Source organism: Limimaricola litoreus, from assembly GCF_024159025.1.
Classification (GTDB): Bacteria; Pseudomonadota; Alphaproteobacteria; order Rhodobacterales; family Rhodobacteraceae; genus Limimaricola; species Limimaricola litoreus.
In genome coordinates this window covers 1-17,567 of sequence record NZ_JAMYXC010000013.1, presented here as the reverse complement: position 1 = coordinate 17,567, position 17,567 = coordinate 1, and the positions used below count along the sequence as shown (strand labels likewise).

The 17,567-nt window shown below is 67.1% G+C and carries 24 protein-coding genes; 3 read left to right on the top strand and 21 right to left on the bottom strand.

What is annotated here, in order from left to right; genetic code table 11:
* From NHG85_RS00730 to NHG85_RS00705, 6 genes are all read right to left on the bottom strand, one after another.
* Positions 1 to 595: ROK family protein (locus tag NHG85_RS00730; protein WP_253328842.1), on the bottom strand; the 595-nt coding region annotated here is incomplete at its 3' end.
* Positions 592 to 1,266 carry an N-acetylmannosamine-6-phosphate 2-epimerase gene (locus NHG85_RS00725; RefSeq protein ID WP_253328840.1) on the bottom strand — a complete coding sequence of 225 codons (675 nt, stop codon included), beginning with the start codon at positions 1,264 to 1,266 and terminating at the stop codon, positions 592 to 594. The genes NHG85_RS00730 and NHG85_RS00725, both read right to left, overlap by 4 nt.
* 44 nt (positions 1,267 to 1,310) lie before the next feature.
* On the bottom strand, positions 1,311 to 2,585 hold the full coding sequence (locus NHG85_RS00720; protein ID WP_253328838.1) for a TRAP transporter large permease: 1,275 nt from the start codon (positions 2,583 to 2,585) through the stop codon (positions 1,311 to 1,313).
* Positions 2,582 to 3,076: a TRAP transporter small permease gene (locus NHG85_RS00715; RefSeq protein WP_253328836.1), complete on the bottom strand. Its 495-nt coding sequence runs from the start codon at positions 3,074 to 3,076 to the stop codon at positions 2,582 to 2,584. The genes NHG85_RS00720 and NHG85_RS00715 overlap by 4 nt, the downstream gene beginning before the upstream one ends.
* Positions 3,077 to 3,184: 108 nt before the next feature.
* Entirely contained in the window at positions 3,185 to 4,144 is a 960-nt protein-coding gene (locus NHG85_RS00710) for a sialic acid TRAP transporter substrate-binding protein SiaP (protein WP_253328834.1), read from the bottom strand.
* Between the two features lie 42 nt (positions 4,145 to 4,186).
* The gene (locus NHG85_RS00705; RefSeq protein ID WP_253328833.1) at positions 4,187 to 4,906 is read right to left on the bottom strand and encodes a FadR/GntR family transcriptional regulator; all 720 of its coding nucleotides are present in this window, start codon (positions 4,904 to 4,906) and stop codon (positions 4,187 to 4,189) included.
* A 164-nt stretch (positions 4,907 to 5,070) separates the two neighbouring features.
* On the opposite strand from NHG85_RS00705, the gene NHG85_RS00700 reads away from it, so the two are divergent.
* Entirely contained in the window at positions 5,071 to 5,967 is an 897-nt protein-coding gene (locus NHG85_RS00700; protein WP_253328831.1) for a dihydrodipicolinate synthase family protein, read from the top strand.
* A gap of 265 nt (positions 5,968 to 6,232) precedes the next feature.
* Here NHG85_RS00700 and NHG85_RS00695 read toward each other — a convergent pair whose 3' ends face one another.
* From NHG85_RS00695 to NHG85_RS00680, 4 genes are all read right to left on the bottom strand, one after another.
* Positions 6,233 to 6,880 carry a 5-formyltetrahydrofolate cyclo-ligase gene (locus NHG85_RS00695; RefSeq protein ID WP_253328829.1) on the bottom strand — a complete coding sequence of 216 codons (648 nt, stop codon included), beginning with the start codon at positions 6,878 to 6,880 and terminating at the stop codon, positions 6,233 to 6,235.
* 91 nt (positions 6,881 to 6,971) lie between these two features.
* Positions 6,972 to 8,066, bottom strand: a complete 1,095-nt coding sequence (locus tag NHG85_RS00690; protein WP_253328827.1) for an HPP family protein — start codon at positions 8,064 to 8,066, stop codon at positions 6,972 to 6,974.
* Positions 8,067 to 8,438: 372 nt separating this feature from the next.
* Positions 8,439 to 8,876, bottom strand: a complete 438-nt coding sequence (gene rnk, locus NHG85_RS00685) for a nucleoside diphosphate kinase regulator (protein WP_253328825.1) — start codon at positions 8,874 to 8,876, stop codon at positions 8,439 to 8,441.
* Positions 8,877 to 8,954: 78 nt separating this feature from the next.
* Positions 8,955 to 9,422, bottom strand: a complete 468-nt coding sequence (locus NHG85_RS00680) for a hypothetical protein (protein WP_253328823.1) — start codon at positions 9,420 to 9,422, stop codon at positions 8,955 to 8,957.
* A gap of 254 nt (positions 9,423 to 9,676) precedes the next feature.
* Here NHG85_RS00680 and NHG85_RS00675 point away from each other — a divergent pair, with 254 nt between their 5' ends.
* Both NHG85_RS00675 and NHG85_RS00670 read left to right on the top strand, forming a co-directional pair.
* Positions 9,677 to 9,889 (top strand): hypervirulence associated TUDOR domain-containing protein, encoded by a 213-nt coding sequence (locus NHG85_RS00675; protein ID WP_253328821.1) that lies wholly within the window; start codon positions 9,677 to 9,679, stop codon positions 9,887 to 9,889.
* A complete protein-coding gene (locus NHG85_RS00670; RefSeq protein WP_253328819.1) occupies positions 9,886 to 10,419 on the top strand; it encodes a DUF488 domain-containing protein in 534 nt (177 codons plus the stop codon). Before NHG85_RS00675 ends, NHG85_RS00670 begins: the two co-directional genes overlap by 4 nt.
* On the opposite strand, the gene NHG85_RS00665 is transcribed toward NHG85_RS00670, so the two are convergent.
* The 11 genes from NHG85_RS00665 to NHG85_RS00615 all read right to left on the bottom strand — a co-directional run.
* Positions 10,420 to 11,205, bottom strand: a complete 786-nt coding sequence (locus NHG85_RS00665) for a DUF6522 family protein (protein WP_253328817.1) — start codon at positions 11,203 to 11,205, stop codon at positions 10,420 to 10,422. It abuts the gene before it with no gap.
* A gap of 12 nt (positions 11,206 to 11,217) precedes the next feature.
* Entirely contained in the window at positions 11,218 to 11,481 is a 264-nt protein-coding gene (locus NHG85_RS00660; RefSeq protein ID WP_253328844.1) for an RrF2 family transcriptional regulator, read from the bottom strand.
* Positions 11,408 to 12,040, bottom strand: coding sequence for a flavodoxin domain-containing protein (locus NHG85_RS00655; RefSeq protein ID WP_253328815.1), 633 nt, complete (start codon positions 12,038 to 12,040; stop codon positions 11,408 to 11,410). The genes NHG85_RS00660 and NHG85_RS00655 overlap by 74 nt, the downstream gene beginning before the upstream one ends.
* A gap of 103 nt (positions 12,041 to 12,143) precedes the next feature.
* On the bottom strand, positions 12,144 to 13,025 hold the full coding sequence (locus tag NHG85_RS00650; protein ID WP_253328813.1) for a DUF2189 domain-containing protein: 882 nt from the start codon (positions 13,023 to 13,025) through the stop codon (positions 12,144 to 12,146).
* Positions 13,019 to 13,207 (bottom strand): hypothetical protein, encoded by a 189-nt coding sequence (locus NHG85_RS00645; protein WP_253328811.1) that lies wholly within the window; start codon positions 13,205 to 13,207, stop codon positions 13,019 to 13,021. The genes NHG85_RS00650 and NHG85_RS00645 overlap by 7 nt, the downstream gene beginning before the upstream one ends.
* The gene (gene ccoP / locus NHG85_RS00640) at positions 13,204 to 14,076 is read right to left on the bottom strand and encodes a cytochrome-c oxidase, cbb3-type subunit III (protein ID WP_253328809.1); all 873 of its coding nucleotides are present in this window, start codon (positions 14,074 to 14,076) and stop codon (positions 13,204 to 13,206) included. Before ccoP ends, NHG85_RS00645 begins: the two co-directional genes overlap by 4 nt.
* The gene (locus NHG85_RS00635) at positions 14,067 to 14,243 is read right to left on the bottom strand and encodes a cbb3-type cytochrome oxidase subunit 3 (protein ID WP_253328806.1); all 177 of its coding nucleotides are present in this window, start codon (positions 14,241 to 14,243) and stop codon (positions 14,067 to 14,069) included. Before NHG85_RS00635 ends, ccoP begins: the two co-directional genes overlap by 10 nt.
* On the bottom strand, positions 14,240 to 15,109 hold the full coding sequence (gene ccoO, locus NHG85_RS00630; RefSeq protein ID WP_253328804.1) for a cytochrome-c oxidase, cbb3-type subunit II: 870 nt from the start codon (positions 15,107 to 15,109) through the stop codon (positions 14,240 to 14,242). Before ccoO ends, NHG85_RS00635 begins: the two co-directional genes overlap by 4 nt.
* Positions 15,110 to 15,113: 4 nt before the next feature.
* The gene (gene ccoN / locus NHG85_RS00625; RefSeq protein ID WP_253328802.1) at positions 15,114 to 16,766 is read right to left on the bottom strand and encodes a cytochrome-c oxidase, cbb3-type subunit I; all 1,653 of its coding nucleotides are present in this window, start codon (positions 16,764 to 16,766) and stop codon (positions 15,114 to 15,116) included.
* Positions 16,763 to 16,969, bottom strand: coding sequence for a cbb3-type cytochrome oxidase assembly protein CcoS (gene ccoS / locus NHG85_RS00620; protein WP_253328801.1), 207 nt, complete (start codon positions 16,967 to 16,969; stop codon positions 16,763 to 16,765). The genes ccoN and ccoS overlap by 4 nt, the downstream gene beginning before the upstream one ends.
* Positions 16,966 to 17,567: HAD-IC family P-type ATPase (locus tag NHG85_RS00615; RefSeq protein ID WP_253328800.1), on the bottom strand; the 602-nt coding region annotated here is incomplete at its 5' end. The genes ccoS and NHG85_RS00615, both read right to left, overlap by 4 nt.

The window sequence follows — 17,567 nt, the reverse complement described above, 5'->3', positions numbered from 1 at the left end:
TCCGCGCCGCCGAGAAGACGCCGCGCGCGTCGGTGTCATGCCCGGCCTCGCGCGCGGCGCGGGCGATCCAGCGGCCCGACATCCGGTCCTCCAACGGTCCCTTCTCCGGGCTCAGCCCTTTCATCTGGCCCGCATGCCCCGCCAGACCGCCGCGTCCGGACAGGAGCCGCCCCCCCGTCACGATGCCGCCCCCGATGCCGGTGGAGATCGTCAGGTAGATCATGTCCTGCCCCGCGCCCGCACCGTGCAGATGCTCTCCCCAGGCCGCCGCCTGCGCATCATTGGCCAGCGTCACCGGGCGGCGCAGCCGCGCTTCGGCCATGGCGGCGTAGGGGGTTTCGGCCGGGATCGCCAGGGTACCGATATTGAGCGCGGACCACAGACCGCTCGAGACGCGGCCCGTCACCGCGATGCCGACGCGGTCGTAGCGTCCCTGCCAGGGCGCTGCGAGCCCTGCCGCGGCATCAAGCCAGGCCTCGGGGCCCGCGTTTCGGTCGGTCGGCATTGTGGCCTGGTCGAGCACATTGCCCTCCTCGACGAGAGCGCAAAGCAGCTTGGTGCCGCCCTGATCGATGGCGAGGACCGGCCCGTTCATGGGCGCGTTCCCGCCCGGCCGACCGCCTCGGCGAACCAGCTAGTGACATGCTCGATCCGCGTGATCGCGGAGCCCACCACGACGGCATGCGCCCCGGCGGCGATCGCCTGCGCCGCCTGTTCGGGGCGGTGATAGCGCCCCTCGGCGATGGCGGGCAGGCCGGTGGCCGCCAGCGTCGTCACCAGCTCCAGATCCGGCCCCTCGGGCGGCGTCCCGCCTTCGGTATAGCCCGACATGGTGGAACCGAGCAGCGCCGCCCCGGCAGTGGCGGCGGCGCGCCCGTCCTCGGGCGTGGCGCAATCGGCCATGGCGAGACGCCCGGCGGCGCGCACCGCTTCGATCAACGTACCCACGGCTTCGGGCCGGTCACGATGGGTCGCATCGACAGCGATGATGTCGGCCCCGGCGGCCGCCAGATCCGCGACGTCCTGCGCGAAGGGCGTGATCCGCACCGGGCTGTCGGCGAGGTCGCGCTTCACGAGGCCGATGATCGGCGCATCGGTCAGGGCGCGCACCGCGCGCAGGTTGGCGATCCCCTCGATCCGCAACCCCGCCGCGCCGCCGTCGAGCGCCGCCTTCGCCATCGCGGCGACGATCTCGGGGCGGTCCATCGCCCCGCCGGTCACCGGCTGGCAGGACACCACGAGACGGCCGCGTAGTTGATCGATCATGTATGAGACTCCGATCTTGCTTTGAACAAAGGGCGTCGCGCGATCTATCGCATCAGGCCGGGCAGGCCGGTGGCGAGAATGGGAAAGACGCAAACCAGCAGCAGCACCACCACCGGGGGGATCAGCCAGGGCAGGATCGCGCGGGCCAGCCGGTGGAACGGGATCTCGCCCACCTGCGCCACCACGAACAGCGCCATGCCCATCGGCGGGGTCAGGATCGAGATCATCAGGTTGAGGATCACGATGATCCCGAAATGCACCGGGTCGATCCCGAAGCCCATCGCGATCGGCACGAGGATCGGCACCACGATCAGCAGGATCACGAGGCTTTCGATGAAGCAGCCGAGCAGGAAGATCATCAGGTTGACCGCGATCAGAAAGGAGATCGGCCCGTCGGCGAGGTCGAGGAACATCGAGGCGATCTGCTGCGGCGCCTGCTCGCGCGCCAGCACGAAGCCCAGGAGCCCCACCCCCGCGACGATGGTGGCGATCGAGGCCGAGGTCAGCGTCGAGTCGTAGATCGCGTCCCATAGCCGGCGCAGCGTCAGCTCGCGGTAGAACAGAAGGTCGATCGCGATGGCATAGAGCACCGTCACCGCCGCCGCCTCGGTGGGCGAGAACAGCCCCGAGAAGATGCCGCCGACGATCACCGCGGGCGTCAGCAGCGCCGGCAGGCTCTTGACGAAGAGAAGCCCGACGGCGCGCGCCTCGGGCCGGGGATCGCGCGGATAGTCGCGCTTCTTGGCGGTGGCATAGACCATCACCATCAACGCCACCGCGCAGAGCACGCCCGGCACCACGCCGCCGAGGAACAGCGCCCCGATCGAGGTATTGGAGATGACGCCGTAGAGCACCATGGTGATCGAGGGCGGCACCAGCGGGCCGATCATCGAGGACGAGGCCGTGACCGCGCCCGCGAATTCCTCGTCATAGCCCGCTTCGCGCATCGCCTCGATCTCCATCTTGCCCAGGCCCCCCGCATCGGCGAGCGCCGAGCCGGACATGCCCGAAAAGAACAGCGAGGCCAGCACGTTCACATGGCCCAGCCCGCCGGTGATGTGCCCGACGAGGGCGCGGGCGAAGCCGAACAGGTGATGGGTGATGCCGGCGGAATTCAGGATCGCGGCGGCGAGGATGAACAGCGGCACCGCGAGGATCGGAAAGCTGTTGAGCCCGTCGACCATGCGCTGCATGGCAAAGCTCAGCCCCATGCCGGTGTGATAGAAATAGCCCATGGAGACGATGATCATCGCCACGCCGATCGGCACGCCGATCAGCACCATGAAGAGCCAGACGAGGCCGACGGAGGCGAGGATCATGCCGCGTCCTCCGGGCCGGGGCCGGCCGGGGCCTGCATGTCTGGCCCTTGCCTGAGCCGCGCGAGAATGCGCCGCGCCACGCGGTGCAGCACGAGCACCACCGCGACGAGACCGGCCGCATAGAGCACCGCATCGGAGGCGGGCAGTGTCACCGCCTCGTTGTTCCAGGTGCGCAGGATCGTCTTCCACGAGATCCAGACAAGGTGGCACAGGATGCCGCCCCACAGCAGGTCCACGGCAATCGCGAGCCAGTGTCTCGACCGAGCGGGCAGCAGGTCGGCGAGGAACCCCATGCGCAGCTGGGTGTCATTGCGCTCGACCGCGGCGATGGCGATGAAGGCCATCCAGACCCAGATCCAGCGGGCCGCTTCCTCGGTCCAGACCGGCCCCCGGAACACAGGGGTGCGGCCGAAGATCTGGATCATCAACACGCCGAAGAGGAGGATGAAGAGTGCCGAGGCGACGATGCCTTCGAAACTGTATCTGCGCATGGGATCTCCGATCCGTCGATTGGGGTCGCGGCGGCGGAGTGGGAGCCCCGCCGCCGGGTCTTGGCGGCAGGCCGGGCGGGAGGCCCCCGACCGCCGCCCGTCCGCGGCTCATTCGCCGCGGACCTCGGCGATCGCGCCTTCGCCGAACTCGGCTTCGAGCTCGTTGTAATAGGGCTGCATCGCGTCGCGGAACGGTGCGAGATCAGGGCGGGTAATGGTCAGGCCGCGCTCCTCGAAAGTGGCGATGAGATCCTCCTCGGCCTTGACGGTCATCTCGTCCGAGATCTCGCCACCGGCCTCGATCGCCTCGCGGACCCAGCCCTGCTCCTCTTCGCTCAGGCTCGCCCAGCTGTCGTTTGACATCAGGATCGCGGCGCTGGCGACGAAGTGGTTGGTCATGGCGACGTGGTCCTGCACCTCGTAGAACTTCATCGCGTCGATGGTGGGCAGCGGGTTTTCCTGCGCGTCGACCTGGTTGGTCTGCAGCGCGAGATAGACCTCCTGGAAAGCCACGGGCGCCGGGGTGGCGCCGACATTCTCGGCATAGGCGATGAGGAACGGCACGTTGGGGGTGCGCATGCGCAGGCCCGCCATGTCGTCGATGCTCTCGATCGGCTTGTTCGCCGTGGTCTGGCGGGTGCCGTAATACCACAGGTCGAGCATCTCGACGCCCTGCTCGCCGAACTTCGTGTCCATCTCCTGGCCCCAGGGGCCGTCCACGATCTCTTCGAGATGCGCGAAATCATCGACGACATAGGGCGCGCCGACGAGCTTCAGCTCGGGGATGACATAGCTCATGTCCGGATAGCCGGTAATGACCATGTCCAGCTCGCCCGCCTGCACCTGCGCCACCATGGCCTTGAAGTCGCCAAGCGTGCCGGAGGGGAACAGGTTCACGGTCAGCTCGCCGCCCGACAGCTCCTCGAGCTTTTCGCCGAAGGCCTGCGCGCCCTTGAAGACGTTGGACACCTCGTTGTCCTGCATGCCGAAGGTCAGTTCGCGCGCCTGCGCGCCCCCGGCGATCAGGGCGAGCATCGCGGTCGCGGCGAGCATCTTGGTATGGATCATGGTCGTTCTCCTCCTTGGTATGTCGTTGGCCTCGGGGCGGCGTCAGCCGCCCTCCGGCGGCAGGTCCATCCCGGTGCTGCGCGGGGCCTTGAGCCGGGCGCGGTAGGATCTGGCGAGATGGCGGTCCATCACGTCGGTGGCGGTCACCACGTCACCCGCGAGCACCGCCTCGTAGATCGCGCGGTGTTCCTCGTATGCGATGCGATCATAGCGGGCCGGATCGTCGGTCGGGGCGCGGCGGGCGAGCATGCCGCTCACGAACATGTCGTGCAGCGCGAGGATCACCGGGTTGTCGATCACCGTGACCAGGGCCCGGTGAAAGGCGATGTCGGTGGCGGCGAAATCGGGCGTGCCGATGGCCTCGAAATTGCGGTCGAGCGCCGAGCGGATGCGGGTGATGCGGATGTTGTCGGCATGCATCGCCGCCTGCCGCGCCGCGCCGCTTTCGATGAACTGGCGCATCTGTTCGAGATGCGCGCGGCTCTCGTCGCCGCCCAGCACGTCGCGCAGGTGGTCGCCCGCCGCCGTCAGGACCCCTTCGAGCGACGGCGTCGCCGCGCGCGGGCGGTGGCCGGTCTGGGTCTTGAGATAGCCGCGAAGCTGCATCTGCGCGAAGGCCTCGCGCACGGTCGGACGAGAGGCGCCGAAGCGCTCGCCCAGCTCGCGTTCGGTCGGAAGCGGGGTGTCGGGGGCGATTTGCCCGCCGCGAATCTCCGCGATCAGCGTCTCTGCGATGACGCCGGATGCGCGTTGCGTCGTCATGCCAGCCCCTCCCTCGGCAATGATCCTCGTCTCCTCGCAGTCTTGGTATTTTCAGGATGCAATATTGTCAAACCAAAAACTCCCATATAGGCAATACTGGATTACAGGCACCATCCCGGGTCGGATCCTCGGGCGGTGTCCATCACCAGAGGGGGAACGCCAAGGTGGCCAAGCAATTTTCGGGAATGTACGCGGCGCTGATGACCGGCATGGACGACGCCGGGGAGTTCTCGCCCGACCGCCAGCGCAACATCGACGCCTATGTGCTGCGCCAGGGGCTGGCCGGTCTCTATGTCGGCGGCAGCAGCGGTGAATCGGGACTCTTGGGCACCGATGAGCTCATGGCACAGCAGGCCGTGGTGGCGGAAAGCGCCAAGGGCCACGACGCCCGGCTGATCGCCCATGTCGGCGTGCCGTCGCTGCGCGATTCCGTCGCGCTGGCGCGCCGGGCCGAAGCCCTGGGATACCACGCGCTGTCGGCCCTGCCGCCGCATGCCTACCCCTTCTCCGACGAGGAGGTGCTCGCCTATTACCGCGCGCTCTCGGCCGCGACCGCGCTGCCGCTCATCGTCTACGAGGTGCCGATCCGCACCGGCCGCCCCTTCGGTCTCGACACGCTGGTGCAGCTTCTGGAGATGCCAGGCGTCGGCGGCATCAAGTTCACCTCGACCGACCTGTTCAAGTTCTCGATGCTGCGGCGGCGTTGCCCGGACAGCCTGTTCTACTTCGGCTTCGACGAGGTCTACATCACCGGCGCCGCGCTCGGGGCCGATGGCGGGATCGGCACGACGTACAACATTCTCGGCAGGCTCTACGTGGCGCTCGACGCGGCGATGCGCGCGGGCGATCTGGCGCACGCGCAGGAGCTTCAGGACCTGTCACAGCGCTTCGTCGAGGCGCTCTTGGAGATCGGCGTGCTGCCCGGCATGAAGGCGGCGTTCCGTGCGATCGGCGTCGAGTGCGGGCCGACCCGCGCGCCGCTCACCCCAAAGATCGCGGATGCCGAGGCGCGCATGAAAGCGGTCCTGGATCAACCTGAGTTCAAGCGCTGGCTTGTCTGAAACGGCTCTCGCCCGGTGGTCCAAGCGGCCGGGCGAGACCACGGCTCTTTTGCATCGGCCGACGTTGCGCCCTGCGCCGGTCAGGCCGTCCGACCCCGCCCATCGCAACCAGGTCGGGTGCCGCTCACCAGACATGCCTTCGAGGATTTCGGTCGTTCGTGGATCAGGCAAAATTCGCCTTGATGCTGCGGAACGCGGGACGGTGTCGGCCGGATCTGTACGAGCCGGGCCATGGCTTTCGCAACGCGTTTACCGGCATAGAACCTTACCGTTTGAGATACGTTCCATCCGACAGGATCGCCTCATCCATCGGCACGTCCCATGGCATCGGATAGATGCTCGGCAAATCGCAGCCTGCGAATCCCAAACCGACAATCCGTGGCTGCGGCTGAAGCCGCACCAATGTCCGGTCATAATAGCCGCCACCATTGCCGAGCCGGTAAAGGTCCCGGTCAATGCCGACGAGGGGCGCGATGACGATATCCGGCACCCGGGCCTCGCCATTCACCGGCAAGGGAATGTTCCAGATGCCACGGGTCATCGGGCAGCCGGGCGACCAGCCGTGGAATTCGAGCGGCATAGCCTTGCCGACGACGACCGGAAGCAGGATGCCCGCACCCGCCGCATGGGCCCTGGCCATCCATGGCCGCAGATCCGGCTCCCCGCGGATTGGCCAGTAGGTTGCGATGGTGACGCCGGGCTTCGGCGCGACGATCCTGTTGAGACTCTCGATCAGTCCCCCCGTCGCCCTTTCGCGCTCATGCGAAGGCATGGTACGGGCCGCGAGAAGCCGCGCCCGTTCGGCCCGCCTGAACCGCGCCACGTCCCGCGCCGTCCCGGCATCGACCGGATGCCCGTCGACGAGCAAATGAGCAAAACAGGGCGAGGAACCTCCACCAATGTCGTCTTCCATCCCGGATCATCCGTTGCGGTCCATGCGGTCCGAACAGCCTACTGCAGCACGGGCAAAGGCAATAGGGGCCCTTCCGGATGGTTGCGGCGCCTCAGGCGACTGCGCGCTCCCCTGCACCGAGCAGCAACAGCCGGATGATGTCGGAGCGGGTCAGAATACCGACCAGCCGCTCCTCCTGCATCACCGGGATGACCTCGCTGCCCTGCGCCGCCAGCCGGTGCAGCAGCGCGCCGACCGGCATGTCCTGCGGCACCGCCCGCGCGGCGGGCCGCATCACCTGCGATACATTGCGGCGCGGCGAGCGGGGCCCGAAGACCAGCGGCCGCGCTTGGGCCGCCACGGCGTCGAGCAGGTCGGCCTGCAGCACGATGCCGCGCAACGTCATGTCGTCTTCGACGACGGGCAGGCTCTTGATGGCATGGCGGCGAAACAGCCGCGCCGCTTCCGGCAGCGGCGTGTCGGGCCGCACGGTGATCAGCCCGGTGGTCATGATGTCGGCGCAGCTTGTGCCGTCGAACCGGTGCCGGGCCGCCTCCGCCTGCGCCGCGGCCAGCATCCGGCCGAGATCCACCACGCCGAGATTGGTCGATTGGTTGAACCGGTCGAGCAGCGCGCCGAGCTGCGCCTCCGACAGGCCGAGCGGCGGCGCGGGGTCCTCCGTCGTGTCCGGCTGGCGGAAAGGATAGACCCGCCCCGTGGCGCGGTTGTAGAGCACGGCGGCGAGCACCAGCGCCGCCGTAGCCAGCCCCACCGGCATGAGCGCGAAGAGGGGCCCCGCCTCCAGCGCCGGCCCCGGTTCGAGCGCGGTCAACAGCGCGACGGCGCCGCCGGGCGGGTGCAGCGCCCGCAAGAGCATCATCACGCTGATCGCCGCCCCGACGGCCAGGGCAGCCGACCAGGGCTCGGGAACGACCCGGACCGTCGCCAGCGCGACGAGCGCCGCCGCCACGTTGCCGACCACTGCCGACCATGGCTGGGCCAGCGGCGAGTTCGGAACGCAGAAGACCAGCACGGCCGTCGCCCCCAGGGGGGCGACGAGATAGAGCGAGGAGACGCCGAGCCGGGCCGCCACCGCCACCCCGAGGGCGCAAAGCCCGATCCCCAAAAGCGCGCCGAGGCCCGCGCGCAGGGCCTCGATCCTGTGAAACGCCGGAAGCGCCGGGTAGAGATGATGCCATGCCCGCATCCGAACCTCCTGCACCGCCCGAAAACCGGGCAACTGCGAGGCCCTATGCCCCAGAAACGGGCGATGATGAAACGCCCGCGGGACGGGAAAAGGAGATCGTTCTTCCCGCGGGATGGATGGGAGAACATGCATGTCAAACAGGATCCCGAAGTCGTCTATATATCCGCGTCGGCGTGGAGCACCGATCATGGCTGATCTCATGACTATCCTGTCGAAGGGCCGGGTTGCTTTACGGACCGCCTGTCGAGGGGGTTTTCGATCAGGTCGGCAAAGCCGAGCTACCGCTCGCTCTCACGTTCCTGCAGTGCATGACATGTGACGATGAGAGTGGGACCGGTCGGCACCCTCGCCGCCGACCCGGTACATTGCTCATCAAGCTCTCAACTCTTCCGAGACCTCATCACGAACGACACGGAGAACGGTGAGCACCCGTCGCTTGCCGTCCCTGGTATCCCAATGGAGCGAGGCGCCTTCGGCCAGGCCGATCAGGGCGACCCCGATCGGGGTCAGGATCGAAATCCGGCCGCATGCGATGTCGGCCTCCTCCGGAAAGACCGGCGTGACGGTCGTTTCCCGGCCGGTGGTTTCATCGCGATAGGTGACCGCGCGGCCGATCGCCACCACGTTCGACGGAAGTTTCGCCGCCGGGACGATACGGGCCCGGCCGATCTCTCCGAGCAATCGGTCGGCAAGATCCGGGTCGCGCTCGATCGCGCGTTCCGCGAGGGCTTCGAGCCGGTTCAGGCAATCGGCGGCGATGACGATCCGGGGCCGCCTGCCACCGCGTGACGTGGGGCGTTGTGCGTTCATCGGTTTCTCCTCTTCGACGAACCATGGCGCGGGCGCCTTGCAGGTAAGCAGGGTCCGCGCCGCCAAGGGCAGGAATGATCAGGCCGCAGCGTGATCCGGCGGCGCACTCACATTGAGCACGACGACAATGTCAATCTGCCCATCCTCGCGCAGAAGCGGGGATTTTTGCAGCTTTCGCATCCCGATCAGGGTCGCTCCGAGCAGCGACGCCACGAGAATGTGCCCCGGGGCCGGGGCAGCGCTCATGGTGAGCACGCCGGAGCGCGAGCCTTCGCCGCTGATCATGTAGGTGACATGGCACCCGGCCACGACGAGTTCGGGCGAGGCGGGCTCGGGCGCGCCGCGAGAAATCCGCAGCTTATGGCGCAGGAACTCGTTCAGAAGCGGTGGATTCGGAGCGTGCCGGGCCGCGCTGTTGCGCAGCAGGTGCTCGATCCCGGCGCGGTCCTCGACCGTGAGGAAAAAGCCGGTCTCGGCAGCGGGTCGTTCGAACAGCGCTCGAAGGTCACTGCCGGAGGGCAGCTGCATGAGATTGGTGATGGTCATGGATGTCTCCCGGGGGCGGCGAAGCCCGCATTCTCAATTCGATGATGTGAGAAAGCCCCGGGTGGTCAGAGACGCGCCTGAGCGCGGACCGCCCGGGGACCCGGGCGGTTCAGAAGCAGAAACCGCAAAAGGTTCTCGTGCATGACCATCACGGGAGCCTAGCCACTACGCATAGGCTGTCAATCCCGAAGATGGAGCCCGGTTTGGAACGGCGGGAGGGATACGGGTGTTGAACGAGGAATGGAGGTGCGCCGATGGCGAAGTATTCGAAAGGCGATCGCGTAAGCTGGAACTCGGAAGCCGGGCGCGTCAGCGGCCGCATCGTGAAGGTCCACGAGACGGATTTCGACTACAAGGGGCATCGGCGCCGGGCCTCGAAGGAGGAACCGCAATACGAGATCGAGAGCGAAAAGACCGACCACGTCGCGGCGCACAAGGAGGATGCGCTGACCAAGCTCGGCAAATGAGCGGCGGCTTCGCAACCATCGGGCATTCCAACCGGCCGCCGCAGGTGGTCATCGACATGCTGAGGGAAGCGGGCATCCGGCTGCTGGTCGACGTGCGGTCCTTCCCGAAATCGCGCAGCAACCCCGACTTCAACGACGACAGGTTCCCCCAGAGGCTGGCCGATCACCAGATCGGCTATCGGCACATGCTGGCGCTCGGCGGACGCCGCCGCAAGCAGCCCGACGTCGATAACGGGCTGAACGCCTTCTGGCGGGTCCGAAGCTTTCACAACTATGCCGATTATGCCCTAGGGTCCGAATTTCAGGGCGCCTTGCGGGAATTGGTGGAGCTTGGCCGCGAGCAACCCCTTGCAATGATGTGCTCCGAAGCCGTCTGGTGGCGCTGCCACCGCAGGATCATCACCGATTACCTGCTGCTTCACGGCCACGAGGTGCGCCATCTGATGGCGCCGGGCCGCATCGATCTGGCGCGCCCTTCGGAAGGGGCGCGCCTGCGAGAAGATGGTGCGGTCATCTACCCTCAAGATTGATCATTGGCCGGTGTCGCCTCGTGAACGCGGCACCGGCCGAAACTCGTCAGCTGTCTGGCGCTTCGATCTCGCGCGCATTTTTTGCTGCTGCTGCTCGGCGATGATGTGGCGAGCCAGATTCATGTTCTCTGCATCTGTGCCCGCAGCGAGCTGGATGCGCGCCAGGTCGATCGCACCCTGGTGATGCGGGATCATGCCCAGCACGAAGGCGACATCAGGATCTTCATGCTGAAGGCCAGCCATCATCTCGTCGTGCATCCCCATCATGGATTGCGCGTAGGCGTCTGCGACGGAAGCGGCATCAATCTGTGCCGGTGTGCCTGCAGGTAGCTCCCCGCCCTCCCGCAAGGTTGTCATCGCTTGCGGCCCATGCAGGTGCTCGACCGAGTAGGAGTGCGTCGCCATCTCGACCTGCTCGGCCTGGATCTCAGCCATGGTCCGGGTCTGCGACCCGTAAAAGGCGGCATGCAGGCCCCAATAGGCCGTCGCGAAGAGCGCCAGCGCCGAGGCAAGACCGATTGGGCCCGCCGCCGGCGCGTGTGAGGGAAAGGTGGAGCGCGAGAGGATCGTGCCTTCCTCGTCGACGACGAGACGCAGGGCGCGGCTGCCAGAATAGAAGGTCAGACGCCAGCGACCGGCATCCTCATCGATACCTGCTTCGCAGCGACTGGTGATCTCTTCGGCACGAAGCTTGTCGAGAACATCGGCGGGAGGGAGTTCGAATGCTTCGCCGACAATCTCCGCATCGACGACGAAGCCGTTGGCCGTGAATGCAACATTGCTCATTCCGAGATCTCCTCAAACCCCGACCGGAACGGGTGCTGGCAAGGCTATGTCGGCCAGGGTGGAGCGATCGAGCTCGGCCAGAAACGCCATCTCTGCCGCATGGAGTTTCCCCTTGAGACGACAGACCGGCGTGACGCAGCAGGCCCCGTCTGGTGAGAAGCATTCGACCAACGCGTGATCCTTCTCGAGCAGCCGGACGACATCACCCACACCGATTTCGACGGCCGGGCGAGCCAGCATCGCGCCACCCCCGGCGCCGCGGCGTGTGACCTCGATGCCGTGTCGAGCGAGCCGCTGGATGACAGCTTTCTTCGTCGGCGATGAACCGGATCAGCGTCTGCTCCAAACGACCCCAATCGGTGAACTCGTGCTCCTCCTCATGCGGGTCGTGGTCGCGCCCGCGCAGCACCACGTGCCGCACCACCGCCCGCGCGAAATAGTCGTACTTGCTCGTGCGGATTGCGCCCGCAACCAGCGCGTGACGCGTGGGGGTGAAGCGCGTGCGCATCGTCATCTCGACCACGTAATCCTCGGCTTCCTCCAACCCCTCCGGAAAGGCCGCGCTCAGGCTGACCGAGAGCAGCAGCGTCGGTCTGGCTTCGAGGTCAAGCCGGTGCGCTGCGAGAAAGGCCTCGAAGGCCACCGGGTGGCGGCGCTCGTGGACGGAACCGGCGAGGATGATCCGATCCGCGCCACCAAGATTGATGCGGGCGGTCCTGTCCGCGGCATCGAACAGCGCGACGTCATGCCCGGCGGCCCGCAGCCTCGTCTCGGTGAACCGGGCGATCCTGCCGGTCTGACCCTCGATGCTCGCGAAGATGATGATGACCTTCATTGGCAATATCCTCTCATGAATACGGCCGCGCCCCCGCGCCCGTCTTCCTGTCCTGCGTGGCGTGCCGCGATCGCGCCTTGTTCGAGATCAAACCGGGGCAGGTTCAGGCCGGGCGGATGAACATCCGCTCGGCCTCGCCCGTCTGCCGATCATCGGCGCGGATCGCGCGGTAGGCGTGCCACGTCGCGTGCCCCAGAACCGGGAACACGACGATGAGCCCGACAAAGCCCGTCAGCACGCTGACCACGAACAGCGCGAAAACGATCGCCCCCCAGGCCAGCATCACGGCCAGGTTGTTCCAGACCATCGCCATGCTGATCCCGAGCGCCGAGAGCGCGTCGGTCTTCTCCTGCAAAAGCATCGGCACGCCGAACACGCTGATCGCGAAGGCGAAACCCGCAAACAGCGCGCCCACCGCGCCGCCGACGAGCAAAAGCGCCCATCCTGTCGGTGTCAGGAACAGCATCGGCACGATCTCGTCCATGCCGGGGAAAGGGTTGATGCCGAAGAACAGCGCATAGATCAGCACGGCCGCGCGCATCCACAGCAGGAACAGCCCGAGAAGCAAAACCCCCATGAACAGCGCCTGATGACCCGAACGTGGCCGAACGAGGAGCATTTGCCCGAGGCTGGTCCTCTTGCCCGCCTCGAAGCGCCGGCTCTTCTCGTACAGGCCGTTGGCGACGAGCGGGCCGACCACCATGAAGCCGGCCAGCGCCGGAAACAGCGCATAGTCCAGCCCCAACCCGAGCAGCAGCCAGACGACCGCGACCGAGATCGCGAAGACCCCGCCCCCGTAGGCGAGGCTCGGTGCGGGATCGGCGCGCAGATCGTGCCAGCCTGCGCGCAACCAGCCGAACGCGGTGCGTGCGGGCAGGTTGCGGGCGCGGGGGTTCGGGGTCGGCAAGGGCGGCACGACCTTGGGAATGGCGCCCCCGGCATACGGATTGTCGGGCGGCGGCGGATCGGTACGGTTGCTCAGCATGCGGGTTTCGCCGCGCGGAACGCGGCGCCTTCCAGGGACGATGACAGGACGCAGTCGGGTTGCGAGGCGAAGGAGACGGCGATGAGATGGGCATTGGCCGCGGCGAAGACGGCAATCACCGCAAGGCAGATCGCAAGGCCCGTGAGACGCGCCCGGACCTGAGTTTCGAACCAGGCCGTCATGGCGCCGCCTCCCCTGCCAGCTCTTGCAGGTAGACGGTGAGCATCTTGCGATCGACAAGGCTCAGCCGCTCTTCCCAGGCTGGCATGAGACCCTGCCGGCCATCCCAGATCGTGCGGTAGACCGAGCTTTCGTCGCCGCCATAGATCCAGAACTCATCCGTCAAATCCGGCGCGCCGAGATCGGTGTTGCCCCGCCCTTCGGCCCCGTGGCAGCTCGAACAGGTCTCGGCGAAGATCGTCGCACCGGTCTCGCGGAGTTCCGGCGCGATTTCGGCGCCCGAGAGCGAGCGGACATGGCCCGTCACGCTGCGGATCTCGCTGCGCGAGAGCATGCCGTCGCGCCCGAAGGCCAGCATCTGCGCCCATCGCGTGTCGGGGTGTTGGGCATTGATGCCGACGCGTAGCGTCTCCATCACCGTTTCGGCGTCGCCGCCCCAGAGCCAGGCGTCATCGACGAGGCTCGGAAAGCCCGGCCCCCCGGTGGCCGCCGCGCCGTGGCAGGCCGCGCAGTTGTCACCGAAGAGCGCCGGCGCCGTGCCCGCAATCCGCGACATCAGTTCGGGATCGGCGCGGATCTCCTCGATCGGCAGCTCATCGATCGCGGAAAGCCAGTCGCTGCGCGCAAGGCTAGCCCGCAGAATGTCCTGCTCGACCTCTTCCTGTTGATCAACCCCAAGGACACCCCGGGTATAGCTCGACACCAGCGGCCAGGCGGGCAGCAGGATCCAGACCGCCAGCGCCCAGACATGAGTGACGATGATGGAGATCCAGATGATGCGGGGCACGCGGGTATTCAGCTCGGTGATCCCGTCCCACTCGTGCCCGGTGGTCTGATGACCCGTCAGCGGGTCGCGGTCCTTTACCGACATGGTCCATCCTCATCGTCAAGAATGCTCTTCGCCGCTTTGTCGAACCGCTCCTTGAGGGAGGGCCAGAAGGCATAGAGCGTGATGCCGATCGACAGCGCGATCAGGTAGAAAAGCCCGAAGGATTTCGAAAAGCCCACGAACAGCTCATGCGGGATGTCCATGCTCATCCCTCCGCTGAAGTGGTTGGCGCAGGGACTGGCGCGGTGATCGGCGCGGCATCCGCCGCCGCATCCCGCACGGCGTCCCGCACGGCATTGGGGGCGGGCTGGATCTGCGCGGGCAGATCGGTGAGCCGCCCGAGCACCTGCAGATAGGCCACCAGCGCGTCCATCTCGCTCACCCTGTCGGCGCTGCCGTCGAACAGGCGCACGGCGGTCGCCTCGCCGTAGCGGTCGAACACGCCATCCGCGCGATCGGTGTCGGGCAGTGCCTGCCCGATCGCGTCGGCCTCGGCGGCTGCGATCATCTCGTCGCTGTAGGGCACGCCCACCGCCCGCAGCGCCGCCAACCTGCCGGGCAGGCTTTCGACATCGAGCCCCGCATCGAGCAGGAAGGCGTAATGTGGCATCACCGATTCCGGCACCAGCGCGCGCGGATCGACGAGATGGCGCACATGCCAGTCATCGGAATACTTCTCGCCCAGCCGGGCGAGATCCGGCCCCGTCCGCTTGGAGCCCCAGAGCATCGGGTGGTCGTATTGCGATTCCGCGGCCAGTGAATAGGGGCCGTAGCGTTCGACCTCGTCGCGCAGGGCGCGGATCATCTGGCTGTGGCAGGCATAGCAGCCCTCGCGGATGTAGATGTCGCGCCCGGCTTGTTCGAGCGGGGTGTAAAGCCGCATGTCGGCCGCGGCCTCGACCGTCTCGTCGATGGTGAAGAGCGGCGCGATCTCGATAAAGCCGCCGATCCCGGCCGCGACGATGATCGCGGCGGTGAGGCCGAGCGAATGCCGCTCGAGCCGGTAATGCGCCTTGGCATGGCCCTCGAAGAAGGCGGCGAAGGGTTTCAGGAGGGGTTTGAACAGCGTCTTCATCGGATCACTCCGCGGCCGGCAGCGCCGGCTCCATGGTCTTTGGGGTGGTGGGCCGGTCATGCGCAGGGACCTGGCGCGGCACGTGGCGGATCGTCATGACGACGTTCCATGCGCCGATGATCGCGCCGGTGACGAAGAGCAGGCCGCCGAAAGCGCGCGCCACGTAATAGGGATGCATCGCCACGAGGCTGTCGGTGAAGGAATAGAGCAGCGTGCCGCTCTCGCCATAGGTGCGCCACATCAGCCCCTGGATGATGCCGCTGTTCCACATCGCGAAGACGTAGATGACGGTCCCCGCGAGGGCGAGCCAGAAGTGCCACTCGACCGCTTTCCACGAATACATCGTCTCACGCCGCCACAGGCCCGGCACCAGCGCGTAGATCGAGCCGAAGGTGATCAGCGCCACCCAGCCCATCGCGCCCGCATGGACATGGCCGATGGTCCAGTCCGTGTAATGCGACAGACCGTTGACCGGGCGGATCGCCATGAAGGAGCCCTCGAAGGTCGAGAGGCCATAGAACACCGCCGCGACCATCATGAAGCGCAGCGTCGCGTCGTCGCGCACCTTGTGCCATGCGCCGTTGAGCGTCATCAGCGCATTGCCCGCGCTGGCCCATGACGGCACCAGCAGCATCACCGAAAACGTCATGCCCAGCGTCTGCACCCAATGCGGCAGCGCGGTGTAATGCAGGTGGTGCGACCCGGCCCAGATGTAGAAGAAGGTGATCCCCCAGAAGGAGATGATCGACAGGCGGTAGGAATAGATCGGCCGCCCCGCCCGCTTGGGCAGGAAGTAGTAGAGCATGCCGAGAAAGCCCGAGGTCAGGAAGAAGGCGACGGCGTTATGCCCGTACCACCACTGGGTCATCGCATCCTGCACGCCCGAGAAGGCCGAGTAGCTCTTGGCCCCGGTCCAGGATGCGGGCACGGCGAGGTTGTTGACGATGTGCAGCACCGCCACGACGAGGATGAAGGCGAGGTAGTACCAGTTGGCGACGTAGATATGCGGCTCGTGGCGGCGCGCGAGCGTGCGGATGTAGAGGGTGAAATAGACCACCCAGACGACCACCAGCCAGATGTCGGCATACCACTCGGGCTCGGCGTATTCCTTGGACTGGGTGACCCCCATCAGGTAGCCGCTCGCCGCGATGATGCAGAACAGGTTGAAGCCCAAAAGCACGAACCACGGCGCGACCTGCCCGGGCATCCGCGCGCGCGAGGTGCGCTGCATGATGTGAAACGAGGTGGCGATCAGCGCGTTGCCGCCAAAGCCGAAGATCACGCCCGAGGTATGGACCGGGCGCAGCCGCCCGAAGCCCGACCATGCCGCGTCGAAGCGCAGCTCCGGCCAGGCCAGCTGCGCCGCGACCCAGAGCCCCATGCCCATCGCGATCACCGCCCAGGCAAGCGCGATCAGGATGCCGACCTTGGTCGGATCGTCGTAATAGGCGAGGCTGCGGTCCTCGGGCACCTCGGTTTCGTAGGCCGCGCGCACCAGAAGGCCGAAGAACAGCGCGAAAAAGGCCAGCACGATCCAGCCATGCGCGCCCATCGGATCGCCCTGCCCGGCCGCGGCCATGGCAAGGCCCGCCACCATGCCAGCGAGCGTGATCAGCATCGCCGCCCCGCGTTCGGCCTGGGTCAAGCTCGATATCATTTCATCGTCTCCTTCGAAGTCGTGTCGCGGCGCGGGGAGATGCGCGGCGGGGTCAGCGGGGTGTCGTCGGCGTCGAACAGGATGCGTTCGGCGTCGCCGGTGAGGTCCTCGTACTGGCCGCTGCGCAGGCTCCAGAAGAACGCCGCGAGGCCGAGCGCGCCCATGGCGAGCGTCACCGGGATGAGAAAGGCCAGGACGTTCATGCCGGCATCATCAAGGCTTGCGGCTCGGGCCGGGCCTCGGGCTGCGCAAGGCGCCCGTTCAGCCGCAGCGCATTGCCGATCACGAGGACCGACGAGCCGGACATCGCCAGCGCGGCCAGAAGCGGCGTGACAAGCCCCGCCATGGCCAGTGGAATGGCGATGCAGTTATAGGCGATGGCGAGCGCGAAGTTCTGCTGCACGATCCGCGCCGTGGCGCGCGCGAGGTGGAATGTCGCGGGCACGGCGTCGAGCCCGTCGCGCAGGATCACGAAATCGGCGGCGGTGCGGCCCGCCTCCGAGGCGCTCGCCGGGGCCATCGAGACATGCGCCGCCGCCAGCGCCGCCGCGTCGTTGAGCCCGTCGCCGACCATCAGCACGCGGTCGCCCGCATCGCGCAGCCCGTCGAGCAGGGCCACCTTGCCCGCGGGCGTCACGTCGTGATGCGTTTCGAAGATGCCGGTCTCTGCCGCGACCTTGGCGGCGCGCCTCCGCGCATCTCCCGACAAAAGCGCCACGGGCAGGCCCGCCGCCCCGAGATCCGCCACCGCCGCCTGCGCGCCGTCGCGCAGCGTCTCGTCGAGATCGAAGACGCTGGCCC